Origin of the sequence: Neorhizobium sp. T7_12, assembly GCF_002968535.1 — a bacterium.
In the GTDB taxonomy this organism is placed as follows: domain Bacteria; phylum Pseudomonadota; class Alphaproteobacteria; order Rhizobiales; family Rhizobiaceae; genus Neorhizobium; species Neorhizobium tomejilense.
The window spans coordinates 36,349-62,877 of record NZ_PVBK01000005.1; the positions used below are offsets into that span (position 1 = coordinate 36,349).

At 62.0% G+C, this 26,529-nt stretch carries 25 protein-coding genes; 10 read left to right on the forward strand and 15 right to left on the reverse strand.

Going from position 1 to position 26,529, the window contains the following annotated elements; translation table 11 throughout:
• Window positions 1-118 precede the first annotated feature (118 nt).
• From C5J26_RS13525 to C5J26_RS13545, 5 genes are read right to left on the reverse strand one after another with little or no spacing between them, the layout of a single operon-like run.
• Window positions 119-1,825 (reverse strand): methyl-accepting chemotaxis protein, encoded by a 1,707-nt coding sequence (locus C5J26_RS13525; protein WP_105402235.1) that lies wholly within the window; start codon window positions 1,823-1,825, stop codon window positions 119-121.
• Between the two features lie 24 nt (window positions 1,826-1,849).
• Window positions 1,850-2,365 (reverse strand): chemotaxis protein CheW, encoded by a 516-nt coding sequence (locus C5J26_RS13530; RefSeq protein ID WP_105402236.1) that lies wholly within the window; start codon window positions 2,363-2,365, stop codon window positions 1,850-1,852.
• A complete protein-coding gene (locus tag C5J26_RS13535) occupies window positions 2,362-4,374 on the reverse strand; it encodes a chemotaxis protein CheA (protein WP_105402237.1) in 2,013 nt (670 codons plus the stop codon). The genes C5J26_RS13530 and C5J26_RS13535 overlap by 4 nt, the downstream gene beginning before the upstream one ends.
• Window positions 4,371-4,739: a response regulator gene (locus tag C5J26_RS13540; protein WP_046637913.1), complete on the reverse strand. Its 369-nt coding sequence runs from the start codon at window positions 4,737-4,739 to the stop codon at window positions 4,371-4,373. The genes C5J26_RS13535 and C5J26_RS13540 overlap by 4 nt, the downstream gene beginning before the upstream one ends.
• On the reverse strand, window positions 4,736-5,065 hold the full coding sequence (locus C5J26_RS13545; RefSeq protein ID WP_105402238.1) for a hypothetical protein: 330 nt from the start codon (window positions 5,063-5,065) through the stop codon (window positions 4,736-4,738). Before C5J26_RS13545 ends, C5J26_RS13540 begins: the two co-directional genes overlap by 4 nt.
• 335 nt (window positions 5,066-5,400) lie before the next feature.
• Here C5J26_RS13545 and C5J26_RS13550 point away from each other — a divergent pair, with 335 nt between their 5' ends.
• The 6 genes from C5J26_RS13550 (at window position 5,401) to C5J26_RS13575 (ending at window position 12,647) form a co-directional block, all read left to right on the forward strand.
• A complete protein-coding gene (locus C5J26_RS13550) occupies window positions 5,401-7,134 on the forward strand; it encodes a hypothetical protein (protein ID WP_172745857.1) in 1,734 nt (577 codons plus the stop codon).
• Between the two features lie 176 nt (window positions 7,135-7,310).
• Complete coding sequence (gene rbfA, locus C5J26_RS13555; RefSeq protein WP_046611492.1) at window positions 7,311-7,718, forward strand: 30S ribosome-binding factor RbfA; 408 nt, start codon at window positions 7,311-7,313, stop codon at window positions 7,716-7,718.
• Between the two features lie 12 nt (window positions 7,719-7,730).
• The gene (gene truB / locus C5J26_RS13560; RefSeq protein WP_105402240.1) at window positions 7,731-8,660 is read left to right on the forward strand and encodes a tRNA pseudouridine(55) synthase TruB; all 930 of its coding nucleotides are present in this window, start codon (window positions 7,731-7,733) and stop codon (window positions 8,658-8,660) included.
• 151 nt (window positions 8,661-8,811) lie between these two features.
• Window positions 8,812-9,081, forward strand: coding sequence for a 30S ribosomal protein S15 (gene rpsO, locus C5J26_RS13565; protein WP_038547700.1), 270 nt, complete (start codon window positions 8,812-8,814; stop codon window positions 9,079-9,081).
• A 335-nt stretch (window positions 9,082-9,416) separates the two neighbouring features.
• Window positions 9,417-11,549, forward strand: a complete 2,133-nt coding sequence (gene pnp / locus C5J26_RS13570) for a polyribonucleotide nucleotidyltransferase (protein ID WP_105402241.1) — start codon at window positions 9,417-9,419, stop codon at window positions 11,547-11,549.
• 90 nt (window positions 11,550-11,639) lie between these two features.
• Window positions 11,640-12,647, forward strand: coding sequence for a class I SAM-dependent methyltransferase (locus tag C5J26_RS13575; protein WP_105402242.1), 1,008 nt, complete (start codon window positions 11,640-11,642; stop codon window positions 12,645-12,647).
• A 7-nt stretch (window positions 12,648-12,654) separates the two neighbouring features.
• Here C5J26_RS13575 and C5J26_RS13580 read toward each other — a convergent pair whose 3' ends face one another.
• The 5 genes from C5J26_RS13580 to fabA form a co-directional block, all read right to left on the reverse strand.
• Window positions 12,655-13,050, reverse strand: coding sequence for a type II toxin-antitoxin system HicB family antitoxin (locus C5J26_RS13580; protein ID WP_105402243.1), 396 nt, complete (start codon window positions 13,048-13,050; stop codon window positions 12,655-12,657).
• Window positions 13,047-13,241, reverse strand: coding sequence for a type II toxin-antitoxin system HicA family toxin (locus tag C5J26_RS13585; protein WP_105402244.1), 195 nt, complete (start codon window positions 13,239-13,241; stop codon window positions 13,047-13,049). Before C5J26_RS13585 ends, C5J26_RS13580 begins: the two co-directional genes overlap by 4 nt.
• A gap of 77 nt (window positions 13,242-13,318) precedes the next feature.
• Window positions 13,319-14,125, reverse strand: a complete 807-nt coding sequence (gene fabI, locus C5J26_RS13590; protein WP_105402245.1) for an enoyl-ACP reductase FabI — start codon at window positions 14,123-14,125, stop codon at window positions 13,319-13,321.
• A gap of 4 nt (window positions 14,126-14,129) precedes the next feature.
• On the reverse strand, window positions 14,130-15,353 hold the full coding sequence (fabB, locus tag C5J26_RS13595; protein WP_105402246.1) for a beta-ketoacyl-ACP synthase I: 1,224 nt from the start codon (window positions 15,351-15,353) through the stop codon (window positions 14,130-14,132).
• A 47-nt stretch (window positions 15,354-15,400) separates the two neighbouring features.
• A complete protein-coding gene (fabA, locus tag C5J26_RS13600) occupies window positions 15,401-15,916 on the reverse strand; it encodes a 3-hydroxyacyl-[acyl-carrier-protein] dehydratase FabA (RefSeq protein ID WP_037080143.1) in 516 nt (171 codons plus the stop codon).
• Window positions 15,917-16,232: 316 nt separating this feature from the next.
• On the opposite strand from fabA, the gene irrA reads away from it, so the two are divergent.
• Entirely contained in the window at window positions 16,233-16,649 is a 417-nt protein-coding gene (irrA, locus tag C5J26_RS13610) for an iron response transcriptional regulator IrrA (RefSeq protein ID WP_105402473.1), read from the forward strand.
• A gap of 5 nt (window positions 16,650-16,654) precedes the next feature.
• On the opposite strand, the gene C5J26_RS13615 is transcribed toward irrA, so the two are convergent.
• On the reverse strand, window positions 16,655-17,311 hold the full coding sequence (locus tag C5J26_RS13615) for a trimeric intracellular cation channel family protein (protein WP_046637907.1): 657 nt from the start codon (window positions 17,309-17,311) through the stop codon (window positions 16,655-16,657).
• A gap of 116 nt (window positions 17,312-17,427) precedes the next feature.
• On the opposite strand from C5J26_RS13615, the gene C5J26_RS13620 reads away from it, so the two are divergent.
• Window positions 17,428-17,904: a hypothetical protein gene (locus tag C5J26_RS13620; protein WP_105402248.1), complete on the forward strand. Its 477-nt coding sequence runs from the start codon at window positions 17,428-17,430 to the stop codon at window positions 17,902-17,904.
• A 17-nt stretch (window positions 17,905-17,921) separates the two neighbouring features.
• Here C5J26_RS13620 and C5J26_RS13625 read toward each other — a convergent pair whose 3' ends face one another.
• The 4 genes from C5J26_RS13625 to C5J26_RS13640 all read right to left on the reverse strand — a co-directional run bounded on the left by C5J26_RS13625 (window position 17,922) and on the right by C5J26_RS13640 (window position 24,410).
• Window positions 17,922-18,710 carry a YdcF family protein gene (locus C5J26_RS13625; RefSeq protein WP_105402249.1) on the reverse strand — a complete coding sequence of 263 codons (789 nt, stop codon included), beginning with the start codon at window positions 18,708-18,710 and terminating at the stop codon, window positions 17,922-17,924.
• 18 nt (window positions 18,711-18,728) lie between these two features.
• Window positions 18,729-19,445: a YoaK family protein gene (locus tag C5J26_RS13630; protein WP_046602828.1), complete on the reverse strand. Its 717-nt coding sequence runs from the start codon at window positions 19,443-19,445 to the stop codon at window positions 18,729-18,731.
• A gap of 110 nt (window positions 19,446-19,555) precedes the next feature.
• A complete protein-coding gene (locus C5J26_RS13635; RefSeq protein WP_105402250.1) occupies window positions 19,556-20,764 on the reverse strand; it encodes a TIGR03862 family flavoprotein in 1,209 nt (402 codons plus the stop codon).
• A 19-nt stretch (window positions 20,765-20,783) separates the two neighbouring features.
• Window positions 20,784-24,410 (reverse strand): hydantoinase B/oxoprolinase family protein, encoded by a 3,627-nt coding sequence (locus C5J26_RS13640; protein WP_105402251.1) that lies wholly within the window; start codon window positions 24,408-24,410, stop codon window positions 20,784-20,786.
• Window positions 24,411-24,613: 203 nt separating this feature from the next.
• Between C5J26_RS13640 and C5J26_RS13645 the strand changes: the two genes are divergently transcribed.
• Together C5J26_RS13645 and C5J26_RS13650 are read left to right on the forward strand one after the other, a co-directional pair.
• Window positions 24,614-25,198, forward strand: a complete 585-nt coding sequence (locus C5J26_RS13645) for a TRAP transporter small permease (RefSeq protein WP_105402252.1) — start codon at window positions 24,614-24,616, stop codon at window positions 25,196-25,198.
• Between the two features lie 3 nt (window positions 25,199-25,201).
• Window positions 25,202-26,515 (forward strand): TRAP transporter large permease, encoded by a 1,314-nt coding sequence (locus C5J26_RS13650; protein ID WP_046637901.1) that lies wholly within the window; start codon window positions 25,202-25,204, stop codon window positions 26,513-26,515.
• Window positions 26,516-26,529: the final 14 nt, after the last annotated feature.

A 26,529-nucleotide genomic window follows, 5' to 3' on the forward strand; every position in this document is an offset into this window, starting at 1 on the left:
GGAACGAGAAGACCGATACATTCACCCTTCTGCGATGGTCCGGCCGTCCGGACATTCTCCCGCTTACATGCGAGAGGCGATCCCGGATCTCTGTTGATCCGGGACCGTTTCAATTCCTTCAGGCGCTTTCGCGGAAATCCGCGTCGTCGGCATCCGGTCCGCCCATTGACATGTCGAGGGCAAAACCCTTGGCGCGGGCTTGCTGGCTGAGCACCGAATGATCAGCCTTGTGAGATGGCTGTCCCGCAGCGCGGCGCATCGGGGCCGGCTTGCCAATCGGCTTGTGGGCCGCAACGGTAGCCGGAGCCCGCTTGGTCGGCTTTTTGCCGCCGGCCTGATCGACCCTGAAGAAGGCGATCGAGGCCTGCAATTCTTCGGCTTGCGAGGCGAGTTCTTCGGAAGTCGCCGACATCTCTTCGGAGGCGCCGGCATTCTGCTGGGTCACCTTGTCGAGCTGCTGGATCGCTTCGTTGATCTGCGAAGCGCCGATGTCCTGCTCGCGGCAGGCGGCGGAGATTTCTGAGACCAACTCAGCGGTCTTCTGGATGTCCGGCACCAGCTTGTTGAGCATCTCGCCGGCTTCCGTTGCGACCTGCACCGTTTCGCCCGAGAGCGCGCTGATTTCGGCAGCGGCAGCCTGGGACCGTTCGGCAAGCTTGCGGACTTCCGATGCGACCACTGCAAAACCCTTGCCGTGTTCGCCGGCACGGGCGGCTTCCACCGCGGCATTCAGGGCGAGAAGGTCGGTCTGGCGGGCGATTTCCTGGACGATCGAGATTTTCTCGGCGATCGTGCGCATCGCGCCGACCGCGCGGCCGACGGCCTGGCCGGATGCTTCGGCGTCCCGCGACGACTGACGAGCGATCTTTTCCGTCTGCGCGGCGTTGTCGGCGTTCTGCTTGATGTTCGACGCCATCTGTTCCATCGAGGCGGAGGCTTCTTCGGCCGAAGATGCCTGTTCGGTCGCGCCCTGGCTCAGCTGCTCCGAACTTGCCGAAAGCTCCTGGCTGCCCGAGGATACGTTGTCGGATGCGGCGAGCGCATCGCCCACGACGCCGCGCAGACGCTCGATCATCGTGTTGACATAGCCAAGCAGTTCGCCGATCTCGTCCTTGCTGGTGATCGAGGCAAACCTGGTCAAGTCACCGTCGGCGACGTTCTGAACTGCCGTTACAGCATTGCGCAGACCCCTGTTGATCGAAAGCGCGATCCAGAGCGCGGCCAGCACGGCGATCAGGAAAGCGACGCTGGCGACCGAGATCATGATCAGGCGGGTCTGGGCGTAATCCAGATCGGTCTGTTTGTCGGCCTCACTGAGGCGGCTCTCCTCGAGCTTGACTACATCCGAGAGCAGCGTGTCGATGTCGTTGGTGACAGCGCGGGCCTCATTGTTGGAAATGTGCAGCGCGGTGGCTGCGTCGCCGCCGAGCATGGAGTTGCGGATCCGGTCGTCCTGCTTGCGGAACTCGACCGTGAAGCCGCCAAGCTTCGCCCACAGAGCCTTGCCCTGCTCGGTTGCACGGGCTTCAACCGCCTTGAGCGTCTCGTCGAACGTGCGTCGAGCCTCATCGCCCTTGGCGATATATCCCTGCATCTCTCCAGGATTTGCAGCCAGGAGCAGGTTCTTCTGCTGACGGGTCTGCTGGAGCTGCTCGTTGTTCAGGTTCTGGGCCAGTTTCAGGCGCAGGGCCGGCCCCTGCAGCACATTCTCGAGCGTGTCGTTCATGTTGCCAAGGCTGACGATGCCGTAGGCGGCGGTCGCAAGCAGCATGATGATGATGAAACCGAATGCTGAAGCCAGCTTAAGCTTGATCGAAGCGTGCATTTTTTTCGTCCATCGAAAGGGTGATCAACCGTGGGAAGCCCCGGTCGCGGAATGGTCGTGTTGGGCGGAGAAGATCGCCTGGAGATTGGGGAGAATGATGAACTCCGCACCCCGCTTGACCAGGCAATCGATGAAATCCGGCCGCCAGCGCATGCCCACGCTCGGCGGCGGTTCGCCGGCGGCGCGGAACAGGGTGGTGACCTCATGCACTTTGTCTGTACGGATGCCTGCAAGAACCGGTTCGCCGCCGATGTTGATCGCGATGACGATGATCCGGCTGTCGATCGTCGGCTTCGTTGCTTCCATGCCGAATGCGAGCCGGATATCGGCAAGCGGAATGACCTTGCCGCGAAAGTTGATGACGCTGCCGACGAAGGCTTTTGCGCCGGGAACCATGGTCTCGGGCAGGAGATCGAGGATTTCCTGTACGCTCACGGCTTCCAGCGCGAACATCTCGCCGGCGATGTCGAATGTCAGGACTTCCAGCTCGTCGCGGCCGCCCCAGAGGTTTTCGGAGATCTTTCTGACTGCTTCGTTCATCCGGCCGCGCGCAGATGCGCCTCCTGTTGTTGTCCTTCGGCCACGAGATGGCCGACGTCGAGGATCAGCGCCACGTCCCCGTCGCCGAGGATGGTCGCCCCCGAGAAGGTGGCGACGTCATGGTGCAGCTTGGACATTCCCTTGATGACCGTCTGGTGGTCGCCGATGATCTGGTCGACGACCAGGCCCACCCGTTCGGAACCGGTCGAGATGACGACCACCTTCTGGAAGGGATCGGGCTTGGTGCCGGTGCGGAAGAGGTCGCGAAGCCTGAGGAACGGCACCAGACTGTCGCGCAGCGAAATGAAGCTGCGGCCGCGCGAGCGCATGTCTTCTTCGATCGGGAGCTCGAGGCATTCCTCTACCGCCGAAAGCGGAATGACATAGCGGCCATCGCCGACCCGCACGAGCAGTCCATCGATGATCGCGAGCGTCAGCGGGATGGCGAGCGAGATTTCGGAACCCTTGCCGACGTGGCTGGTGACGTTGATCGTGCCGCGCAGCGCGTCGATCGTCCGCTTGACCACGTCCATGCCGACGCCACGGCCGGAGAGGTTGGTGACCGTCTGGGCCGTCGAGAAGCCGGGCTGGAAGATCAGCTGGTAGAGTTCCTGGTCGGTGAGGTTGGCATTGGATGCGATGAGACCGGAGGATTCCGCCTTGGCCCGCACCCGCTCCTTGTTGATGCCGCGGCCATCGTCCTTGATGGTGATGATCACTTCGCCGGCCTGCTGGCGGGCGGTGAGCAGGATATGGCCCGCCTCCGGTTTGCCGGCGGCACGCCGTTCCTCGGGTGTCTCGAGACCGTGGTCGCAGGAGTTGCGCACGAGATGCACGAGAGGATCGGCAAGGCGTTCGATCACGCTCTTGTCGACTTCCGTCGTTTCGCCCTCGGTCAACAACTCGATGGTCTTGCCGGTTTCACGCGCCAGATCGTGTACCAGCCGGCGGAAGCGGCCGAAGAGCTGGGTGACGGGCACCATGCGCAGCACCATCATCGTATCCCGCAGCTCGCCGGAAAGGCGTTCCACGTCTTCCGAGACGGCCCGCAGCTGCAGATCGCCGCTGCCGCCTGCAAGCTGGCTGAGGCGCGACTGGGCGATCACGAGCTCGCCGACCCGGTCCATCAGCTCGTCGAGCTTTTCGGCCGGCACACGGACGTTTTCGGACGTCTTTTTCTGCTTTGCATCGACGAGTGCCGGAGCGGTGGGCGCAGGGGCTGGGGCGGTCGGTGCCGCTGCAACGGCCTGGGGTGCCGGGGCAGGCAGAGCTTCGGCAACCGGGGCTTCGGTCTTGGCCGGCGTGCCGGCGGCGCGTGGAGGCTCCACTGTGACGACGTCGAGCTGCATTTCGTCCATGACGAAGATGAACACGTCGTCGATCGCCGAACGCGGTTGTGTGGTCACGAGCTCGACTTGCCAGGAGACATGAAGATCGGTCGGGGCGAGAAGTTCGAGCGATGGGATGGCGGACCGGTTTGCCACAATCTCGCACTCGCCGAGCTCGCGCAGTTCGTCGAGAAGCGGCAGCGGATTAGTGCCGTTTGCCATCGCGTTCTGCGGCAGGCTGAAGCGGATCTTGAAATGGTTACGGCCCGGCGCAGCCTTGGCGGGGCTGGCCGCGCCCGGGCTGTTGGCGCCATCGACGGCGGCGCGCAGGTTGGCGAGAAGCGCTTCGCCCGTTGCCTCATGGTCGCCATTCGGCGTGTCCACCAGGGCACGCATGTGATCCTTGGCTTCCAGAACTGCGGTGACCAGTTCCCGGGTTGCCGGAACTTCGCCCTTGCGGACGCGGTCGAAAGCCGTTTCGCAGTGATGGGTGAAAGCGGCAAGGGCATCGAAGCCGAACATGGCTCCCGATCCCTTCAATGTGTGGAGGCCGCGGAAGACCGCGTCCACCTGATCCTTGTCACCGAGGTTTACATTCAGGTCGAGAAGCCCTGCTTCGATCAGTTCCAGAAGCTCGGCCGCTTCTGTCCTGAAAACCGCGATAGGATCGGGAAAGCTCATCGGCCGAGTACCTTCCGCACGATCTTGACCAGGCTTTCCGGGTCGAATGGTTTGGTGAGCCAGCCGGTGGCACCGGCGGCCTTGGCTTCCTGCTTGATGTCGCTGTCGGATTCCGTCGTCAGGAAGATGACCGGAACGCCCATATGGGCCGGCATCTTACGCAGTTCCCGGATCATCGTCAGGCCGTCCATGTTCGGCATGTTGAGATCGGTGACGATCAGGTCGAACTGGCCGGCCTTGAGCTTGGCGATGCCGTCCAGTCCATCGACTGCCTCGGTGATCTGATATCCGGCATTGCTGAGGGCGACGCGCGTCGTCAGCCGGATGCTGGCGGAATCGTCGACTGTTAGGATGCTGGCGCTCATTGAATACCCCCTTGATGAAGCCAGAATTTCAGGTCTTCAGCGGACATCCCTTCGAGGAAGCCGCTGCGCTTCAGAACATCGAGCGTCGAGCCGCTGGCGGGACGAGCCAACGCGATGTGCTTTCCGGCTGTATCGGCATGAATGCGTGCCGCTTCCATGAGCTGGATGAAGCTGATGTCCACCTGGCAGTCATCGTCGAGTTCGATGGTTGCGGAGGCGGTCTTGTCGAGAAACTGCAGCATTTCCTGCTGGACGATGGTGATCGCGCGAACCGTCAGGTTCTGCGGCAGGCGAAGGCAATCTTCTTTAACATCGGAAGCAGGCATTCTTACCTCAACGTAATTCCGAAAGAGCTGAAATAGCTGGCAGAATTTGGACTTGCATCGTTAATGGGGAGTTAATCGCGTATGGCGACTTTTCGCGAAACAATACTTATAGGTTGTATTTTGGCCCACCGAGGAGGCGGAAAAATTAACCACAAGTCGCAAATGAGACTGCGGATTCTGCGAGAATTAACCCCTGGGCGCTCACAGTCCCTCTCGCACGGGACAAACCGTATCGGCGACTTGCAGGTGCGGGCCGTCCCAAAACAATACAGACGAGTTCATCGTCGTTATCGTCAGCAGGCAGAGGTCCCGCGGGACCCGAAAGGTGAGGCAAAGTGGCTGTCAGGGCACCCATTTTTGACGTCGCAGACAATTCGACGGGCGTTCTGGTCTTTGTTGACCGGATGGAAACGGCACGGTCGCGTATCGAGGAACGCTTTCTCGATGGCGGGGCTGCACTTCTGTCGATCCTCGACGTGCTGAACAAGCTGATCAGCTCTCTCGACCAGTTGACCGGTTCGCTGGATGAAGGAACGGCAAACGCCACGATGGCCGAACTGAAGAGCACGGTCGAGCGCCTGTCGCACCTGACCAGGCTCGAATCCGGACGCCAGATCGGCTTCCAGGAAATCGCCTGTGCCGAGCGCAAGCTCCGGCCCCAGATCGAAGAGATGCAAGAAACGCTGCGTTATCTGCGCACCTTCGCGGTGACCGCAAAGATCACCGGTGCCGGTATTGCCGATTTCGCCGGCTTCGCAGAGGAAATTCTCGCAAGAATCCAGGAGGGCTCGCGCCAGGTCAACGATCTGGCCGGCAAGCTGAGCACCCTCGGCCACGGTCTTGGACCGGTGATGGTCAAGGGGAAGGCGATCCTGGCACGCTACGATCAAACGGTGCCGCAGATCGTTGTCGGCCTCTCCAACGGCGCGGCGGAGATCGGCAAGCACCGCAAGCTGCTGGTCGAGCGCGCCGCGAGGGTGCGTACCGTTGCAGGCGGCATCCAGTCGAAGCTCGCCTCGACGCTGTCGGCCATGCAGGTCGGCGACATCACCCGCCAGCGCATCGAACATTGCCAGTCGGCCCTGCGCATCCTTTCCGACTATCTGGAGTCGCCTGCGGCCGCCAGGCTGACCGGCGACCAGCGCGAAAGCCTGTCGCTAATCATCCGCAAGCTCGTATCGTTGCAGCTCAATCAATCCGTCTCCGACTTCGATCGCGATACTGCAAAGATCGTTGCCATTGTCGCAAGCTTCCGGTCCGATCTGTCACAGATCGAGGCCCTGCGCGCGACGATGACCGACGCTGACAGCGGCGACAACGACAATGCGATCCGGCAGCTTGAGAACGGCGTGGCCGCAGCTCGCGGTGCCGTGCGCGAAATCGAGGAGGTTGCCCACCACGCCGGCGAACTCAGCCGGTCGACCAGCGATACCGTCGGGGAACTTGTCGAGGGCATAGGCATCGTCAAGGTCGTGCGCACCGACATTCACTATATGGCGCTCAACACCAACCTGCGTTGCGGCAAGATCGGTGAGGAAGGCAGGGCGATCAATGTCGTGACCGCCGAACTGCGCAACTTCGCCGCGGTGCTCGACGAGACGGCCGAAAAGATCCTGATCGAACTCCAGACGCTTGAAATCGCTGCCAACAAGCTGACCAGCGTCCACGGCGAAGAGAGTGAACAAAGCCTCGACCAGCGTTTGGAAAACGCGCTTGAAAACATCCGCTCGGTCGGCGACCGGATGGATGCCCAGATGTTGGCGCTCGGCGATCAGAGCAGGACGGCGGTCGGCGAGATGGATATCTCGCTCGCCCGGCTGAACTTCAACGCCGAGCTCGGCGAGGTGCTGCGCTCCTGCGCCAATGAGATGGAACTCGATGAAGACATCTTCGAAGCGCCGGGTCTCGAAGAAGCGCTTGCCGATGTCGGTGGCCGCATTGCCCGCCTTTATACAATGGTGAGCGAACGCGAGCTGCATGCCGCACTGCTCGGCACCCAGCCGCCGGTGGAAGCCGCTGCCGTCACGAACACCATGTCCGACGACGATATCGACGACGCTCTGTTCTGATCGGCCGTCACCTGCGGGAGCCGGGTTTGGGGGCTGCATCAGGCAGCCCGTCCTGTTAAGATAAAGCGAAGGCCGCGCCTTGACCTTTGGGCGCGCCTGGGTCATGTGACCGCCTTTGCTGACGCAGCGCTTGGAATACGGGACGAACCCCGCAAGTGCTCTAGAAGAGAAATAAAATGACCAAGGCATCATCCTCGGCGCCGTCTCAGCGCATGCTTCGCGTTGGCGAACAGGTCCGCGCCGCCATAACCCAGGTCCTCCAGCGCGGCGAAGTGCGCGACGACCTGATCGAGAAGACCGTAATCTCCGTGTCCGAAGTGCGCATGTCGACGGACCTGAAAGTCGCCACGGCCTATGTGACACCGCTCGGCGTGCCGGATCACGCGGCAGTCATCGAGGCGCTGAACCGCAACGCGAAATACATTCGCGGCCGTATCGGCGGCCAGCTCCGGCAGATGAAATACATGCCGGAAGTCCGTTTCCGCGACGATACCAGCTTCGATAACTACAAGAAGATCGATGAGCTGCTGCGCTCGCCGGAGGTCCAGCGGGATCTCGATGGCGGCAGCGAAGACAAAGAATAGTCAAGAGAACGCATGTCCAAACCCCGCAAACCAAAGGGCCGCCCGGTTTCCGGCTGGCTGATCCTCGACAAGCCGGTTGATTTCGGCTCGACCGAAGCCGTCTCCAAGATCAAATGGCTGTTCAACGCCCAGAAGGCCGGACACGCCGGCACGCTTGATCCGCTCGCTTCCGGCATGCTGCCGATCGCGCTCGGCGATGCGACCAAGACCGTGCCTTACGTCATGGATGGCCGCAAGATTTATGAATTCGCCGTCAGCTGGGGCGAAGAGCGCTCGACCGACGACCTCGAAGGCGAAGTCACGGCCGCTTCGGATATGCGTCCCGACGAGCAGTCCATCCGCGATCTGCTGCCGAAATACACTGGCACGATCAGCCAAATCCCGCCGCAGTTCTCGGCGATCAAGATTGCCGGCGAGCGGGCCTATGACCTTGCTCGCGATGGCGAGACGGTCGATATCCCTTCCCGCGAAGTGGAGATCTTCCGGCTGACGCTGCTCGGCGTCACCGCGGACAAGGCGCATTTCGAGGTGGAATGCGGCAAGGGCACTTATGTGCGTGCGCTCGCCCGCGATTTCGGCCGCGATCTCGGCTGCTATGGCCATATTTCCGAACTGCGCCGCACCTTCGTCGCACCGTTCGCCGAGGAAAAGATGGTGCCGCTCGCCGATCTCGTGGCGCTTGAGGAGATCGAGGACCGCGACGAACGCCTGGCGGCGCTCGACGAGTTCCTGATCGATACCGCCGAGGCGCTGTCCAGCCTGCCGCACCTGCCCGTCACCGACGATCAGGCGCATCGGCTGAAAATGGGCAATCCGGTCATCCTGCGCGGCCGCGATGCGCCGCTTGCTGAGGCGGAGGCCTATGCGACGGTGCGCGGCAAGCTGATCGCCATCGGCGAGATCGGCCAGGGCGAATTCCGGCCGAAGCGGGTCTTCGGCTGATCGGCGGACGCCTCTTCCAATTGCAACGTGAATGGTCTATAGGCAGCGCCAGCATCAGGAGCCTATAGGCATCCTACTGCATTCATGGCCGAAGCTGAACGACATCTCGGCTTCTGGCGTCTCGTTCTCCTCTTTACGAAAGGATCGTAAGATGTCGATCACTGCCGAGCGCAAGACTGCGCTGATCAAGGAATATGCAACCGTCGAAGGCGACACCGGTTCTCCGGAAATTCAGGTCGCAATCCTGACGGAACGCATCAACAACCTGACGGGTCACTTCAAGGATCACAAGAAGGACAACCACTCGCGTCGTGGCCTTCTGACCATGGTTTCCACCCGTCGCTCGCTTCTTGATTATCTCAAGAAGAAGGACGAGGCCCGTTACAGCAAGATCATTGCTGCTCTGGGTATTCGCCGCTAAAAATTTCCGGCGGGCGCTCTTGGGGCGCCTGCCGGTTCTTTATTCGGGCCAAGGTCCGATGAAATGTTTGCGCTACGCCCTAGTTCGCGTGGTGACTGCCCGCAGACCCGGATGGGCCGGATCTGCCAAACAAACCGTTGACCTGTCATGGGGCAGGATTGCCGGATGCTTTCGGCCAAAGCCCTCGGGGCTTTAGCCGCGGCTCCTTTTCCAGGATGCCGGTGATGCAAAGCCTCCCGTTGTCTTGCCCATGATGTGTCACATTGATTGCGGTCGACTGTGCGCTGCGCCCGATATCGGCGATGCGTGTGCTCCCGCATTGAAGGACAAGACATATGTTCAATACTCATTCCGTCGAAATCGAATGGGCAGGCCGCCCGCTGAGGCTGGAAACGGGCAAGATCGCCCGCCAGGCTGACGGCGCTGTTCTCGCGACCTACGGCGAGACCGTCGTTCTCGCGACCGTCGTTTCCGCCAAGGCTCCGAAGGCTGGCCAGGATTTCTTCCCGCTCACCGTCAACTACCAGGAAAAGACCTATGCCGCCGGCAAGATCCCGGGAGGCTATTTCAAGCGCGAAGGCCGCCCGTCGGAAAAGGAAACGCTGGTTTCCCGCCTGATCGACCGTCCGATCCGCCCGCTCTTCCCGGAAGGCTACAAGAACGACACCCAGGTCGTCGTTACCGTCGTGCAGCACGACCTTGAGAACGATCCGGACGTCTTGTCGATGGTTGCGGCTTCCGCGGCGCTGACTCTCTCCGGCGTTCCCTTCATGGGCCCGGTTGGCGGCGCTCGCGTTGGTTACATCAACGGCGAATACGTTCTGAACCCGCATCTCGACGAGATGGACGAGTCGGTCCTCGACCTCGTCGTCGCCGGTACGGGCGATGCCGTTCTGATGGTTGAATCCGAAGCCAAGGAACTCAACGAAGACATCATGCTCGGCGCCGTCATGTTCGGCCATCGCGGTTTCCAGCCGGTCATCGACGCGATCATCAAGCTCGCTGAAGTTGCTGCCAAGGAACCCCGCGAATTCGAACCGGAAGACCATTCCGCGCTCGAAGCCGAAATGCTCCAGCATTTCGAAGCCGAGCTTCGCGAAGGCTATAAGATTACCCAGAAGGCCGACCGTTACGCGGCCGTCGACGCCGTCAAGGCGAAGGTGAAGGCCCACTTCTTCCCCGAGGGTGTCGAGCCGAAATACAGCGCCGAAGTCATCGGCGCCGTCTTCAAGCACCTGCAGGCCAAGATCGTTCGCTGGAACATTCTCGACACCAAGAGCCGCATCGACGGCCGTGATCTCGAGACCGTCCGCCCGATAGTCTCGGAAGTCGGCATCCTGCCGCGCACCCACGGCTCTGCCCTCTTCACCCGCGGCGAGACCCAGGCGATCGTTGTCGCCACGCTCGGCACCGGCGAAGATGAGCAGTACGTCGACAGCCTGACCGGCATGTATAAGGAGCGCTTCCTGCTCCATTACAACTTCCCTCCCTACTCGGTTGGTGAAACCGGCCGCATGGGCTCCCCGGGCCGCCGCGAAATCGGCCATGGCAAGCTCGCATGGCGCGCCATCCGTCCGATGCTGCCGACTGTCGAGCAGTTCCCCTACACGCTGCGCGTCGTCTCCGAGATCACCGAGTCTAACGGCTCGTCTTCGATGGCGACCGTCTGCGGCACCTCGCTCGCACTGATGGACGCCGGCGTACCGCTGGCCAAGCCGGTTGCCGGCATCGCCATGGGCCTCATCCTCGAAGGTGAACGTTTCGCGGTTCTATCCGACATCCTCGGCGACGAAGACCACCTCGGCGACATGGACTTCAAGGTCGCGGGTACTGCCGACGGCATCACCTCGCTGCAGATGGACATCAAGATCGCCGGTATCACCGAAGAGATCATGAAGGTCGCACTCGGCCAGGCACAGGGCGGCCGCAAGCACATCCTCGGCGAGATGGCCAACGCTCTTTCCGAAAGCCGTGGCCAGCTGGGCGAATTCGCACCGCGCATCGAAGTGATGAACATCCCGGTCGACAAGATCCGTGAAGTCATCGGTTCGGGCGGCAAGGTCATCCGCGAAATCGTCGAAAAGACCGGCGCCAAGATCAACATCGAAGACGACGGCACCGTCAAGATCGCTTCGTCTTCCGGCAAGGAAATCGAAGCGGCCCGCAAGTGGATCCACTCGATCGTTGCCGAGCCGGAAGTTGGCGCTATCTACGAAGGCACGGTCGTCAAGACCGCCGACTTCGGCGCTTTCGTGAACTTCTTCGGCGCCCGCGACGGCCTCGTGCACATCTCGCAGCTCGCCTCCGAGCGTGTTGCCAAGACCCAGGACGTCGTCAAGGAAGGCGACAAGGTCTGGGTCAAGCTGATGGGCTTCGACGAGCGCGGCAAGGTTCGCCTGTCGATGAAGGTCGTCGACCAGGCCACCGGCCAGGAAGTCAAGAAGGCTGAAGGCGAAGCCGCCGAATAAGGCCTTCTTCCTTCCGAGACATCGAGGCGCGGAAGCTCTTCCGCGCCTTTTGTTTATCTGCTGTCACGAGACGAACCGACGAGACTAACCATGAGCCGAGACGCCCTGAAAACCCTGTTCCACCCCTTCGACACCGAGGCTGTTCCGATGCCTGGCGAAGGCGAGCGCGTGCTCTTCCTGGGCGCTGAGGCAGGCAACGCCCTACCCGAGGGGTTTGCTGCCGAGATCACCGCGGTACAGTCGTTCCGGCCTTTGTTCCGGGCCCTGAGCGAAGGCGCGTTTCCCGAGGCCGAGGGCGATAGCTACGGCGTGGGGCTGGTGCTCTGCGGCAAGCATCGCGGCGAGAACGAAAACCGCGTCGCCGAGGCCCTGGAGCGCGTCAGAACAGGCGGCGTCATCATCGTGGCCGGCGGTAAGGAAGACGGCATCCAACCGCTCCGCAACACGCTCCTGAAGCTTGGCATCGAACTCGACTACACCCCGAAATATCACGGCGTCGCGATATGGTTCGCCAGGCCCGCCAATGCCGACGCCGCGATCAAGGCGTTGAAGAAGTCGACCGTGGTGATCGACGCCCGGTTCGAGGCAGCACCCGGCATGTTCTCCCACGAGCGCGTGGATGCGGGCTCTGAACTGCTCGCAGGCCGCCTGCCGACCGATTTCGACGGCAATGCTGCCGACTTCGGCGCCGGCTGGGGTTATCTCTCGGTGATGCTGGCCGAAAAGTCGAAGCGCGTGAACCGCATCGATCTTTTCGAAGCCGATTATCAGGCACTGGAATTTGCCAAGCGCAATCTCGCGCGCAACTGCCCGGATCTCAACGCCCGTTTCTACTGGCAGGATCTCGGCGCCGAGCCACCGAAGGAAAAATACGACCTCGTCATCATGAACCCGCCTTTCCACGAGACGCAGGCGACGGATCCGGAGCTCGGCAAGACGATGATCCGCACTGCCGCCGCGGCACTCAAGAACGGCGGCCGCCTGATGCTGGTCGCCAATCGCGGCCTGACCTATGAGCCGGTCCTGGCCGAAGGTTTCCGCGAAAGCGGCGAGACTTGCCGTAACGCCCGCTTCAAGGTTCTATGGGCGAAGAAGTAAGGCAGTCCTAAGCCGCCTCGATATCCTTGCGAGCGGCGCTGGCCAGGAAGGCGGAACGCGTCAACCCGCGCTCTTTTGCGGCCGCGTCGATCGCATCAAGCATGCCTTTTTCGAAAGTCACGTTGGCGCGCACGACGCGCGTATCATCCTCGATGAAGGGAATACGCGCCAGGAACGCGCCGTTGGCGAGTTCTGCGCGAATCTCGCTGCGAGACATCAGCTCTTCATAGGAGGAGGGGCCCGGCAGTGCGCCATCTTCCGCCCAGAGCCGAAGCGCTTCGATCGCATTTGCAGTCAGGTCATCCTCGATATCTGCTGCAGAAAAAACCGACGGCAGGTCGGGGAAACTGATGCCGAAAGCGCTGTCGCCGTCTTTGTGCACGAGCGCAATGAAGTACTTCATCGGTCTACCTCAACCCATCCTGCCTGCTTGGCAATCGCAAGCGCGGTCCCAACAGGCAGGTCTTTCTTCGGGTGCGGAACGATGATGGTTTGCGCACCCCTGCGGAGCTTGTGGTGTGAGCCTTTGATGGATACGAGTTCGTAACCGTCGCGTTTCAACCTCGCGATGATCTTGTGACTGTTCCGCTCCACGGGCACACTTTGCTATGCGAAGAACATAGCGCGGCCGAGATGAGGGATCAAGATGCGCATTATTATGCGCATCTTATTCATTCCGAATCCGCGTTCCGCAGCCGGTCGAGGCTTGGCAGCGAGGTGATGTTGTAGCCGGCGTCCACATAGTGGATTTCCCCGGTGACGCCGCGAGAGAGGTCCGAAAGCAGGTAGAGGGCGGAGCCGCCGATGTCCTCGATGGTCGCGGTGCGGCGCAACGGCGCGTTCTTCTGGTTCCACGAATAGATCGCACGCGCGTCGGAAATGCCGGCGCCCGCAAGCGTGCGCACGGGGCCTGCCGATATCGCGTTGACGCGAATGTCGCGCGGGCCGTAATCGGCAGCGAGATAGCGCACCGAGCTTTCCAGCGCGGCCTTGGCAACGCCCATGACGTTGTAGTTCGGGATGACCCGCATCGAGCCGCCATAGGTGAGCGTCAAGATCGTTCCGCCATCGATCATCAGGTCCGCCGCCCGTTTGGAAATCTCGGTGAAGGAGAAGCAGGAGATCACCATCGTGCGGCTGAAATTCTCGCGCGTCGTGTCGGCGTAGAGGCCTTTCAGCTCGTTCTTGTCGGAAAAGCCGATGGCATGCACTAGGAAGTCCAGCTTGCCCCAGCGCTCCTTGATAGCCGCGAAGGTCGCATCCACCGAGGCGATATCTTCGACATCGCAGGGCACGACGAAATCGGAATCGAGTTCGGCTGCGAGCGGCTTGACGCGCTTGCCGAGTGCTTCGCCCTGAAAGGTGAAGGCAAGTTCGGCGCCCTGCGCCGCGACGGCTTTCGAAATCCCCCAGGCGATGGAGTGATTATTGGCGACCCCCATGATCAGGCCGCGTTTCCCCTGCATGATTCCGGTCATGGATTTATCCGTTAAAGCGCTGGAAGACGAGCGTGGCGTTGGTGCCGCCGAACCCGAAGGAATTGGAAAGGACAGTGTCGATCTTGGCGTCGTCGATGCGCTTGCGCACGATCGGCACACCCTCGAATTCCGGATCCAGGTTCTCGATATGGGCGCTTTCGCCGATGAAGCGTTCCTGCATCATCAGAAGGCCGTAGATCGACTCCTGCACGCCAGCGCCACCGAGCGAATGGCCGGTCAGTGACTTGGTCGACTGGATATGCGGGATCTTTTCACCGAAGACCTGACGGATCGCCCCGATTTCCTTGCTGTCCCCGACCGGGGTCGAGGTGCCGTGGGTGTTGATGTAGTCGACATCGCCTTTCACGGTCGCAAGCGCCTGGCGCATGCAGCGCATCGCGCCTTCGCCCGATGGGGCGACCATGTCGTAGCCGTCCGAGGTGGCGCCGTAGCCGACGATTTCGGCGTAGATCTTGGCGCCGCGAGCTTTCGCATGTTCGAGCTCTTCGAGAACCAGCACGCCCGCGCCGCCGGCGATGACGAAACCGTCGCGGTCGACGTCATAGGCACGCGAGGCCCTGTCGGGATCGTTGTTGTACTTGGTGGACATCGCGCCCATCGCGTCGAACAGGTTCGACATCGTCCAGTCGAGGTCCTCGTGGCCGCCGGCGAACATCACGTCCTGCTTGCCCCACTGGATCATCTCGGCGGCGTTGCCGATGCAATGCGCGGAGGTCGAGCAGGCAGACGAGATCGAATAGTTGACGCCGTGGATCTTGAACCAGGTGGCAAGCGTCGCGGATGCCGTGGACGACATCGCCTTCGGCACGGCGAACGGGCCGATCCGCTTCGGGCTGTTGTTCTTGATGGTGATCTCGGCGGCCTCGATGAGCGTGCGGGTGGAGGGGCCGCCCGAGCCCATGATGATGCCAGTGCGTTCGTTCTCGCCGATATCCTTGTCTTCAAGGCCGGAATCGGCGACCGCCTGTTTCATGGCGACATGGTTCCAGGCGCCGCCCTGGCTGAGGAAGCGCATGGCGCGGCGGTCCACCAACTCCGTCGGATCGAGCGTCGGCCGGCCCCAGACCTGGCACTTGAAGCCGTGCTCGGCGAAATCGGGAGAGAAGGAAATGCCGGACTTTGCCTGACGCAAGGATTCGGTGACTTCGGCGGCGTCGCTCCCGATCGAGGATACGATACCGAGACCCGTTACAACTACCCGTCTCATCTCATCAAAACCTTTTCTGCTTGTTCTTCTTTGGCCGCGAAGCAGGATCAGGCGGCCTTTTCCTTCGACAGGCCTACACGAAGGTCTGTTGCCTGGTAAATGGTTTCGCCATCCGCCTTGAGCCAGCCATCAGCGGTGCCAAGCACCAGACGACCACGCATGACGCGCTTGAAGTCGATGCCATACTCGAGCAGCTTGGTGTCCGGGCGGATCATGCCCTTGAACTTCACTTCGCCGGTCGACAGAGCCATGCCGCGTCCGGGCTCGCCGAGCCAGCCGAGGAAAAACCCGGTCAATTGCCACATGCCGTCAAGGCCAAGGCAGCCCGGCATGATGGGATTGCCTTCGAAATGGCAGGGAAAATACCAATCGTCGGGCTTAACGTCGTATTCGGCGCGAAGATAACCCTTGTCGAACGCCCCGCCTGTTTCCGAAATGTCGGTGATGCGGTGGACCATCAACATCGGCGGCAGCGGAAGCTGCGCATTGCCGGGTCCGAACAGCTCGCCATGGGCGCAAGAGAGAAGTTCTTCGTAAGAGAAGCTGGACTGCCTGGGTGCCATAAATTTCCGTTCCCCCCGTTGAACCTTAGACCTTTTGTTTCAGCAGCTTTAGTGCAAGATCAATCGGAATTGAAGCGTAACGATGAACTTGCGCTCCGCCTGGGGATGGCAGCCGAGCCACTGGAACATGCGTTTGTTCTGGTCCGCATATAGGAAGCTACAGGCGCAAACCAGAGGCTTGTAGCGAAATTGCGCGTTTTTGGCGCTCTCGCGGCAGGTATCCTGCGGAAACTGTTGAAAGTCCTCGCCGTAAAAGTTATATCCGAAAGTCAAGATACCTTATATGGGCGTGAAACGGCAGGAGCTGACGGGCAATATGGCAGAAGCCATGACGGACATCGAGACGAGACTGCGCCATTGCGGCCTGCGTCCGACGCGGCAGCGCGTTGCGCTTGCCGACCTGCTGTTCGCCAAGGGTGACCGCCACCTGACCGTCGAGGAATTGCACGAGGAAGCCACCTTTGCCGGCGTCCCGGTTTCGCTCGCGACCGTCTACAATACCCTGCACCAGTTCACCGAGGCCGGCCTTATCCGGGTCCTCGCGGTCGAAAGCGCCAGGACCTATTTCGACACCAACATTTCCGATCATCATCATTTCTTCGTCGAGGGCCGCAACGAGGTGCTCGACATTCCGGTCAGCAATCTTCACATCGACAACCTTCCGGAACCGCCGGAAGGCATGGAAATTGCCCATGTGGATGTGATCATCCGCCTGCGCGAAAAGAGAAGCTGACGCTTCTACTCTTTTCCTTTGTTTCCCCTCATAGCCTCGTCCTGCTCCCGGCCGGGCCGTGGCCTGTAGCGCGGCAATGTCCAGCCGTAGTGGATCGCGCCGCCGCGCAGGCCGAAGGCCAGCGCCGCGCCCAGGCCTGAACTCGCGTAGAGCGGCAGGCCGAGCGCATTTGCCGCGGTAAACCCGCAGGCGCCCGCCAGTGCGGCGGTGATGTAGATTTCCGGCCTCAGCAGCACCGAGGGCTCGTTGGCGAGAAGATCGCGCAGGATGCCGCCGAAGGCAGCCGTCAGCGCACCGGTGACGATTGCGATCGTCGGTGATCCCGTGGCGGCAAGCCCTTTTGCCGCGCCGAGCACGCTATAGGCGGCGAGCCCTACCGCATCGAACCAGATCAGCAGGCGATAGCGCCATTCGACCCGATGGGCCGTGCAGAAGACGAAAGCACCGGCAATCACGCAGATCAGGATATAGGTCGGATCGAGCACCCAGAAGACCGGCATTCGTCCGAGGATGATGTCTCTGAGCGTGCCGCCGCCGAGCCCGGTGACCGCCGCGAAAAACAGGAAGCCGACGAGGTCGAGTTGTTTTCGCGAGGCCGCCAGCGCGCCGGTCGCGGCAAAAAGTGCGATGCCGGCGTAGTCGAGGATCATCAGCAGTGACATGTCAGACCTTGTGATCCAGCGTCGCGCAAGTGCAGGCCGTTAGCATAACCGCCGATCGTTGCGTGCGTCACCCTTCCGCGCGTGCCGTGAACAGATGAATTTGCAGAGGTCGGCCTGTGAAAAAGCTCTTGATCATCGTCGTGCAGACGCTCGTCCTGGCGTTTGCGCCAACACTTGCTTTTGCTCAGCAGCCGCAGCGTTTCAGCGATCCGGAAATCTACGAGAGGGATTACTTCCGCAAGGAATGCAAGATCGTCGATTTCGGACCGGCCTTCATCAAGCGCTTCGATATCAACAATGACGGCATGATTGACCTCGTTTCCAACCAATCCGAGGTCACCTGCGACGGGGTCAAGGGACCGCGCTGCGCCAGTGAAGGCTGCCGCTACAATTTTTATGTCCAGATCAAGGAAGGCGGCTACGTGATGGTCGCCACCGCCCAGCTTTATAAATACGATTTCGTTCAGTATTTCGGCAACATGGTCTTTGAATTGACGATGCATCCCCGCTTCTGCGGTCGAAACGACGCCGCGCCCTGCGAAATGCGAGTTCGGGTGCGCGGCCTTGATTTCAATATCCTGTCGAAGAAATAGAACGGCCCGGAGATGGCTCATCCCGGAAAGATCCTGGCGATCCGCCCCGTGAGGTAATAGGCGGTCAGGCTCATCCACTCCCGCGCCGCGGTCGTCGCCAGCTGCGCATTCAGCGCCGGCTGGGTGAAATCCAGCGACGGGCGGACGATGCCGCTGGTGCGGTAGTCGACCGGCCACGGCGTGACCGTGATACCGGCCGCCCGGAACAGGCCCATCGAGCGCGGCATGTGGAAGGCCGACGTGATCAGCAGGCAGTTATCGAGCCCCTGAGCCTTGAGAAGCCCGGCCGCATTCACCGTATTCTCATAGGTCGTGCGGGACGCGTTTTCCTTCACCAGCCGATCGGCCGGGATGCCGAAGGCGGAGAAGAACCGTTCCGAAGCCTGCGCCTCGCCTTCATAGGCGCCGCTGATCGAACCGTCGCCGCCAGAAATCAGAATGCGTGCTTGCGGATGATTGCGGGCGAGCCGCAGAGCCTCCACGAACCGGTCGGCCGCCTGGTTGAGCTCGATGCCGCCGCGCACCGTCGTCACCTCGTTTTCCAGCACGCCGCCGAGCACGATCATGCAGGAAACCGCCGGTGGATCCTGGGTAGGCTTCGGAAAGCGATCTTCCAGCACCTGCAGCGCCACCGTGCCCGTCGTGGTAAAAAGCGTCAGGAACAGCACCAACCCGGTTAGGAATGCGGCTACCCCGCCGAGCCTGCGCCAGCCAACGAAGACCAGAAATGTGGCGAGAGCCGCGAGCAGGAAGGCAATCGAGAGAGGCTGGACAAACACCCAGAAGAGCTTGGAAAGCAGGAACATTAAAAACTTTCGGAACGATCAGGCGCGGCGGCGGGCGGAGACGATCGGCTGCTGGAAATGCAGGTGCAGCGGGCGCGGCAGAAGCGCCGTCGCCAATGCCACCGCAAGGGCCAGAACCGAAACAATCCAGAGCGCATGGCTGCCAGCATATTTCGTCAAAAAAGCGCCGGTCACGGCACCGCATGCCATTCCGGTCCAGGGCACCGTCTGGATCAGCCAGCCGGTCGGGTTGCGGTCGCCGATTAGCCAGCGGCCGATGCCCCGGCCGAAGCGGGAAAGCGCGCCGGTCACATAGGTGAGGCCGATCGGCAGCCCTTCGATATGCTCGACCGTCGCGTTGATCATGCCCATCGACAGCACGATCAGATAGAATTGAAGCCTCGGATAACCGGCCGTGGGAACGATGGAAGCTGCGGCCAGCAGGAGCGAAACGCCTGACAGCACGACGAAGGTGCGGCGCGCCGAAACCGTATAGGCAAGCACGATGCCGAGCGCGTTGCCGAGGATGAAGACCCAGAGCGCGATGAAGAGGATGATCGCATGGCTATAGTCGCCGTCGGCGAAGGAGATGGCCGCGCGGGTCGTGTTGCCGGTCATGAAGGACACGAAGTCGCCCGAGAGCAGCAGCCCCACCGCATCCGTCATGCCCGCCACGAAGGAAATCGCGGCAACGAGCGCAAGACCCGTCACGGTCCGCCGCCTGCGGATGATGCGTCGTCGTCTTTCCCTGGTCATGGAGGTCCTTTCCTCCGCGTAAATCTGCGCGAATCACGCCTCGAGGCGTTGATCCAGGACAATGTCGGATAACTAGGAAAGAAATCGCAAATCGAGCGCCGAAGCGAGTCCTATTGCGCGCCAAGCCACGCCTTGAGGCCGTTTGCCGCGGAGCGGCCCGTCGCGAGGCAGGCGGTCAGCAGGTAGCCGCCGGTCGGCGCTTCCCAATCGAGCATTTCCCCGGCGGCGAACAGGCCGGGAAGCGGCTTCAGCATGTAGTTTTCACCGAGATCGCTCCAGGCGATGCCGCCGGCGGACGAGATCGCTTCTGAAATCGGCCGGGGACGGAGAACCGGGATCTGCAGAGACTTGATCAGGCGCGCCAGTTTCTCAGGGGACACGCGGTTGGCGTCCGGAACAAGTTCCCGAAGTAGCGCAGCCTTCACGCCCTCCAGCGCTGCTCCCTTGCGCAGGCGGTTGGAGAAACTCGCCTTGGCATCCTGCCGGGCAAGGTCGCGGCCAAGTCGCTCCAGCGTGCGGCCGGGCGCGAGATCGACGGTCAATGCCGCTTGGCCTTGCGAGAAAAGTCGGTCCCGAAGCGCTGCGGAATGGGCATAGACCAGGCTGCCCTCGATCCCCTGTTTCGAGACCACGAATTCGCCCTGGAACGTGCCGGCGTCGGAATTGGTCGAAACAGATTTCAGCGGCTCGCCCGCAAACCGCTCGCGAAACGCCTCGCTCCAGGCGACATTGAAACCGCAATTGGCCGGCTGCAGGCCGGCGACTTCAACGCCCTTGGCGCTCAGCCACGGCACCCAGGCGGCATCCGAGCCAAGCCGCGGCCAGCTGGCGCCGCCCAGTGCCACAAGAGCGGCATCTGGCCGGACGGTGACTGGCCCTTCCGGCGTTTCGAACCGGTAACCGTTTTCGGCAAATCCCACCCAGCGATGCCGTGTCCTGAGTGCCACGCTCTGCGCCTCCAGCCGCCGCAGCCATGCGCGCAAGAGCGGCGAGGCCTTCATGGCTTTCGGAAATACGCGTCCGGACGTTCCGACGAAAGTTTCCGTGCCGAGACCCGCTGCCCAAGCCCGAACGTCGTCCGGTGTGAATGCCTCGAGGGCGGGGCGCAGGCGCGGGGAGGCGCTTCCGAAACGCGCCGCAAACTTTGAAAAATCTTCGGAATGGGTGATATTCAGTCCGGATTTGCCGGCGAGCAGGAATTTTCGCCCGAAGGTCGGCATCGCCTCGTAGACGGTCACGGAATGGCCGGCAGCGGAGAGAACCTCCGCCGCCATCAGGCCCGCCGGGCCGCCGCCGATGATCGCGATCTGCTTTGTCATGCCTCCCGGTTACGGCAGATCACTCCGCTTTGCCATAGCCCCCGGCCGTCGGCGTCTGAACGGTCACAGCCTCGCCCGCCTCTATGATCGTCTGGGCGCAGCCGCCAAGCTCTTCTAGCGTGCCGTCGAGGCGCCGCACCGTGGTCTTGCCAAGTTCGCCGGTTTCGCCGCCGTCAAGCCCGTGCGGTCTGATCGTCCGATGCGAGGAAAGGATGGCGCAATCCATCTTTTCGAGGAAGCGGATGGTGCGCTTCGTGCCGTTGCCGGCAGAGAACCTGCCTCTGCCGCCAGAATTTTCGCGGATGTGGAAGTCCTCGAGCAGCACCGGGTAACGGGTTTCCAGGATTTCCGGATCGGTGAGGCGGGAATTGGTCATGTGCACGTGCACCGCATCCGTGCCTTCGAAACCGGTCCCGTCGTTGAACACGCCGGCAGGCGAGCCGGAGCACAGCGTCTCGTAATACTGATAGGTCGCATTGCCGAAGGTGAGGTTGTTCATCGAACCCTGGCTGGCGGCCATGGCGCCGAGCGCACCGAACAGCGCATTGGTCACATGCTGGCTGGTCTCGACATTGCCGGCGACGACCGCTGCCGGATATTGCGGCTTCAGCATCGATCCTTCCGGAACGATGATGCGGATCGGCCGCAGGCACCCCGCGTTCATCGGAATGGAGCTTTCGACCATGACGCGGAAGACATAGAGCACTGCCGCCCGGGTAACCGGTTCCGGCGCGTTGAAATTGTTCTTCTTTTGCGGGCTCGTTCCGGTGAAATCGACGGTCGCCTCGCGCTTGGCCTTGTCGACGGTGATTTTCACATTGATGACGCTGCCCTGGTCGGTCGGATAGGAGAATTCGGAATTTCCGAGCTTCTCGAGGACCCGGCGGACGCTCTCTTCCGCATTGTCCTGCACATGGCCCATATAGGCCTGGACCACGTCCAGCCCGAACTGCGCGATCATCTTGCGCATCTCGTGCACGCCTTTTTCGTTGGCGGCGATCTGGGCGCGCAGGTCGGCGACGTTCTGGGCGACGTTGCGGGCAGGATAGGGGTGGTTGGAGAGGAGATCGGTGATGCCGGCCTCGTCGAACCGGCCGCGATCGACGAGCAGCACGTTGTCGAACAGCACGCCCTCTTCATCGACGGTGGTCGCAAGCGGCGTCATCGAACCCGGCGCGGTGCCGCCGACATCGGCATGATGGCCGCGCGAGGCGACGTAGAACAGGATGTTCCGGCCCTGTGCATCAAAGACCGGCGTGACGACGGTGATATCCGGCAGATGGGTGCCGCCGTTATAGGGGGCGTTCAGCGCAAACACGTCGCCGGGGCGGATCTTGCCCTGGTTCTGAGCGATGACGCTTTCGACCGACCGGTCCATGGAGCCGAGATGCACCGGCATGTGGGGGGCGTTCGCCACCAGTGCGCCGTCCGCATCGAAGACGGCGCAGGAGAAATCCAGCCGTTCCTTGATATTGACCGAAGACGCGGTGTTCTGCAGCGTCACGCCCATCTGTTCGGCGATCGACATGAAAAGGTTGTTGAACACTTCGAGCAGCACCGGATCGGCCTGCGTGCCGATCGGCTTGGCGCGCGAAAGTTCGGCCACGCGCTTCAGCACGACATGGTTCAGCCTGGTGATCTCGAAGGCCCAGCCGTCCTCGATGACGATCGTCTGGTGCGGCTCGACGATCAGGCACGGGCCGTTGGCGCGCGAGCCCGGCATGATGTCGGCGCGGCGGTAGACCGGCGCCTCCCGCCAAGCTCCGCCGGAGAAGAATTTTGTCTGTTCGGCGGCCTTTGGCGCGCTATTGTCCAATTCGAATTCAGGTTCGTCGGAATCGGCACCGCCCCCGATCGCCTCGACCTCATAGGCCTCGAAAATGATCTCGCGGTTTTCGAAGATGAAGCCGAACTGCTTCTTGTGCGCCGTCTCGAAGGCAAGCGTCATCTCCGCCGCATTGGCGAGAGTTACAGGCAGGGTGGTGTCGGTGCCCTGATAGCGCAGATGAGCGCGGTGCAGCACCTCGGTTCCGGATGCGGTCACGCCCTGCGACGTCATTTCTTCCAGTACGCTGGCAGTCAGGTCGTCACGGATAGGCTGAAGAGTTCCCAGCGCGGCCGCAAGCTCTTGCGATACCGTGCGCTGGCGACTGGCGCGAATATCCGCAAGTCCCATGCCATAGGCGGAAAGGATGCCCGAGAACGGATGGATCATCACGGTCGAGATGCCGAGCGCATCGGCCGTCAGGCAGGCATGCTGGCCGCCGGCGCCGCCGAAGCAGGTCAGCACGTAGTGGGTGACGTCGTAGCCGCGCTGGACGCTGATCTTCTTGACCGCATTCGCCATGTTCTCGACGGCGATCGCCAGGAAACCGTCGGCCACTTCTTCCGGCGAACGGCCGTCGCCGATCACCTTGGCCATGTCCTCGAAGGCGGCGCGCACGGCATCCGCATCGAGCGGCTGGTCGCGGTTGGGTCCGAAGATCGCCGGGAAGAGTTTGGGAGACAGCTTGCCGAGCATGACGTTGGCGTCTGTAACGGTCAGCGGCCCGCCGCGGCGATAGGCCTTCGGACCGGGATTGGCGCCGGCCGAATCTGGGCCGACGCGAAAACGGCCATTCTCGAAATGCAGGATCGAACCGCCGCCGGCGGCAACCGTGTGGATCGACATCATCGGGGCGCGCATGCGAACGCCCGCCACCTCGGTTTCGAACGAGCGCTCCAGCTCGCCGTCATAATGCGAAACGTCGGTCGACGTGCCGCCCATGTCGAAGCCGATCATCCGGTTGAAGCCCGCCAACCGCGAAGTCTCGACCGCCCCGACCACGCCGCCGGCAGGCCCCGAGAGGATCGCGTCCTTGCCCTGGAACAGCCGTGCCGCAGTCAATCCGCCCGAGGACTGCATGAACATCAACTGCGCGCCCTGGCTGTCGGCGACGTCGAGCCCGGTCCCGAGCTCGCCGGCAACCTGCTCCACGTAGCGGCGCAGGATCGGTGACAGATAGGCGTCGACCACAGTCGTGTCGCCGCGACCGACCAGCTTGATCAGCGGCGAGACCTCATGGCTGACGGAAACCTGGGTAAAGCCGATGTCGCGTGCGATATGCGAAATCAGCTGCTCATGCGTCGGGAAACGATAGGCATGCATCAGGACGATCGCGACGGCGCGGAAGCCCGCGTCATACTGCTCCTGCAACTGGCCGCAGATTGTCTTTTCGTCCGGTGCGGCCTCGATCGTGCCGTCGGCGCGGACCCGTTCGTCCACCTCGACGACGTGTTTGTAGAGCAGCTCCGGCTTGATGATCTTCTTGGCAAAGATGTCGGCGCGGGCCTGATAGCCGATCGCCAGCGCGTCCCGGAAGCCGCGGGTCGTCACGAGCAGCGTGCGCTCGCCCTTGCGCTCCAGCAGCGCATTGGTGGCGACCGTCGTACCCATCTTCACAGCGCCGATCGCATCGGCGGGGATGGCGGCGCCGGCCGGCACGCCGAGAAGCTCGCGTATCCCCTGCACGGCGGCGTCGCGATAGGCTTCCGGATTTTCGGACAGGACCTTATGGGCGACGAGCGACCCGTCCGGCTTTCGGCCGACGATGTCGGTGAACGTGCCGCCGCGATCGATCCAGAAATCCCACTTAGCCTCGGTCATGTTCCGCCCCTCAAATCAAATTGCGTGCCTTAACGAAAACATTTCGTCGATAAAACGTCAATGATTAGTTGACAGGAAAATGCACATTGAAGCATCATGCTTGCTGAACGGGCAGGAAGCCGCCAAGAGCTCCACCCGGATAACCGGCAACCGAGGGGAGCCGACCATGCCGTTTTCGAGATCCTGTAACGGGAGGGCCATCCATGTCCTCCGTTGATCCCCGCCACAGCATATTCCCGGATTGGCTCCGGAAGGTGCTGGATGGACTGTATCTGTTTTCCGGCTATCTCGCCGGACTTTTTCTCGTCGCCATTTTCCTGATCATGCTGGGACTCTCGGCCGGGCGCCCGCTCGATATCGACGTGCCGTCCGGTGACGACTTCGCCTCCTGGTGCATGGCCGCAAGCGCTTTCCTCGGGCTCGCACACACGTTCCGCTCAGGCGAGATGATCCGTGTCGGATTGCTGATCGAGCGTTTCAAGGGCCGTCTGCGGCAGGCCATCGAAATTGTTGCCCTGGCCACGGGCACTGCCGCCGCGGTTTATTTCGCCTGGTTCGCCTATGACATGACGAAGACCTCCTGGCAGTTCAATGACCTGTCGCAGGGCGTCATCGCGGTCCCCTTGTGGATCCCGCAGCTCGGATTCTGCGGTGGCCTGATCATCCTCGCGATCGCCTTTGTCGATGAACTCCTCCATGTCCTTTTCGGCGGCTCGCCGCGCTATGAGAAACCGGAGCCGCAAACGGCCGAGGAAGTCATCGAGCGCGCCATGCAGAGCGGGGCGTGATCCATGAGCACGATCGAACTCGTTGAAATCGCCGGCGTCGTTCTTGTCGCCCTTCTGGCGCTGCTGGCCGGTGGGGTGTGGATCGGCATTTCGCTGCTGATCTGCGGCTTTATCGCCATGCTCTTCGTTCCGGGCATCCCCATCGGCGCCGTGCTTGCCACCAATTCCTGGAGCGGCGGCGCCTCCTGGTCGCTCGCGGCCTTGCCTCTGTTCGTCTGGATGGGGGAAATCCTGTTCAGGACGCGGCTTTCGGAAGAGATGTTCCGCGGCTTGGCTCCCTGGCTCGGCTGGCTGCCCGGCCGCCTCATGCATGTCAACGTGCTCGGCTGCGGCCTGTTCGGCTCGATCTCGGGTTCGTCGGCGGCCACCACCGCCATGATTGCCAAGATCGCCCTGCCGGAATTGAAGAAGCGCGGTTACGACGAGATGGTCAGCCTCGGCTCTCTCGCCGGCGCCGGCACGCTCGGCATCCTCATTCCGCCGTCGATCACCATGGTCGTTTATGCTGTGGCGGCGAATGTCTCGATCATCCAGATCTTCCTCGCCGGCTTCCTGCCGAGCATCATCGTCATGGTGCTTTATTCCGGCTACATCATCGTCTGGTCGCTTCTGAACCCGGACAAGCAGCCGCCCGCACCGCCGAAGATGAGCTTCATGGAGAAGCTCAAGGAATCGGCCAACCTCATTCCCGTCACGCTGCTCATCGTGCTCGTCTTCGCGACCCTAATCCTCGGCTGGGCGACGGCGACGGAATGCGCGGCCTGGGGCGTGCTTGGTTCGCTTGCCATCGCCGCCTGGTCGCGGACGTTGACGATGAAGGCCTTCTGGGACAGTGTTATGGGGGCGACCCGGCTCACCTGCATGATCATGCTGATCCTGACCGGCGCCGGCTTCATGTCGATTGCCATGGGCTATACCGGTATTCCGAACGCGCTCGCCGCCTGGGTCGACAGCTTCAATCTCAGCCCCTATGCGCTTATCGCTGTGCTGACGGTGATGTATATCCTGCTCGGGGCAGCGCTCGACGGGCTGTCGATGATCGTGCTGACCACCATCGTGGTGTTGCCGATGGTCCAGCAGGCCGGTTTCGACCTCGTCTGGTTCGGCATCTTCCTGGTGCTGATCGTCGAGATGGCGGAAGTCTCGCCGCCGGTGGGCTTCAATCTCTTCGTGCTGCAGACGATGAGCGGTCGCGACAGCCTGACCGTTGCCCGCGCCTCGCTGCCATTCTTCTTCCTGCTTGTGGCGACTGTCGCCATCATCACGGTCTTCCCGGAAATCGTGATGGTTCTGCCGAAAATGGCATTCCCGGGCTAACCACAGTGACAAAA

Excerpts from the sequence above, each read along its gene's own strand:
- C5J26_RS13525 (WP_105402235.1), bottom strand. The coding sequence starts at position 1,825 with ATGCACGCTTCGATCAAGCTTAAGCTGGCTTCAGCATTCGGTTTCATC.
- C5J26_RS13530 (WP_105402236.1), bottom strand. The coding sequence starts at position 2,365 with ATGAACGAAGCAGTCAGAAAGATCTCCGAAAACCTCTGGGGCGGCCGC.
- C5J26_RS13535 (WP_105402237.1), bottom strand. The coding sequence starts at position 4,374 with ATGAGCTTTCCCGATCCTATCGCGGTTTTCAGGACAGAAGCGGCCGAG.
- C5J26_RS13540 (WP_046637913.1), bottom strand. The coding sequence starts at position 4,739 with ATGAGCGCCAGCATCCTAACAGTCGACGATTCCGCCAGCATCCGGCTG.
- C5J26_RS13545 (WP_105402238.1), bottom strand. The coding sequence starts at position 5,065 with ATGCCTGCTTCCGATGTTAAAGAAGATTGCCTTCGCCTGCCGCAGAAC.
- rbfA (WP_046611492.1), top strand. The coding sequence starts at position 7,311 with ATGACCAAGGCATCATCCTCGGCGCCGTCTCAGCGCATGCTTCGCGTT.
- truB (WP_105402240.1), top strand. The coding sequence starts at position 7,731 with ATGTCCAAACCCCGCAAACCAAAGGGCCGCCCGGTTTCCGGCTGGCTG.
- rpsO (WP_038547700.1), top strand. The coding sequence starts at position 8,812 with ATGTCGATCACTGCCGAGCGCAAGACTGCGCTGATCAAGGAATATGCA.
- pnp (WP_105402241.1), top strand. The coding sequence starts at position 9,417 with ATGTTCAATACTCATTCCGTCGAAATCGAATGGGCAGGCCGCCCGCTG.
- C5J26_RS13575 (WP_105402242.1), top strand. The coding sequence starts at position 11,640 with ATGAGCCGAGACGCCCTGAAAACCCTGTTCCACCCCTTCGACACCGAG.
- C5J26_RS13580 (WP_105402243.1), bottom strand. The coding sequence starts at position 13,050 with ATGAAGTACTTCATTGCGCTCGTGCACAAAGACGGCGACAGCGCTTTC.
- fabI (WP_105402245.1), bottom strand. The coding sequence starts at position 14,125 with ATGACCGGAATCATGCAGGGGAAACGCGGCCTGATCATGGGGGTCGCC.
- fabB (WP_105402246.1), bottom strand. The coding sequence starts at position 15,353 with ATGAGACGGGTAGTTGTAACGGGTCTCGGTATCGTATCCTCGATCGGG.
- fabA (WP_037080143.1), bottom strand. The coding sequence starts at position 15,916 with ATGGCACCCAGGCAGTCCAGCTTCTCTTACGAAGAACTTCTCTCTTGC.
- irrA (WP_105402473.1), top strand. The coding sequence starts at position 16,233 with ATGGCAGAAGCCATGACGGACATCGAGACGAGACTGCGCCATTGCGGC.
- C5J26_RS13615 (WP_046637907.1), bottom strand. The coding sequence starts at position 17,311 with ATGTCACTGCTGATGATCCTCGACTACGCCGGCATCGCACTTTTTGCC.
- C5J26_RS13625 (WP_105402249.1), bottom strand. The coding sequence starts at position 18,710 with ATGTTCCTGCTTTCCAAGCTCTTCTGGGTGTTTGTCCAGCCTCTCTCG.
- C5J26_RS13630 (WP_046602828.1), bottom strand. The coding sequence starts at position 19,445 with ATGACCAGGGAAAGACGACGACGCATCATCCGCAGGCGGCGGACCGTG.
- C5J26_RS13635 (WP_105402250.1), bottom strand. The coding sequence starts at position 20,764 with ATGACAAAGCAGATCGCGATCATCGGCGGCGGCCCGGCGGGCCTGATG.
- C5J26_RS13640 (WP_105402251.1), bottom strand. The coding sequence starts at position 24,410 with ATGACCGAGGCTAAGTGGGATTTCTGGATCGATCGCGGCGGCACGTTC.
- C5J26_RS13645 (WP_105402252.1), top strand. The coding sequence starts at position 24,614 with ATGTCCTCCGTTGATCCCCGCCACAGCATATTCCCGGATTGGCTCCGG.
- C5J26_RS13650 (WP_046637901.1), top strand. The coding sequence starts at position 25,202 with ATGAGCACGATCGAACTCGTTGAAATCGCCGGCGTCGTTCTTGTCGCC.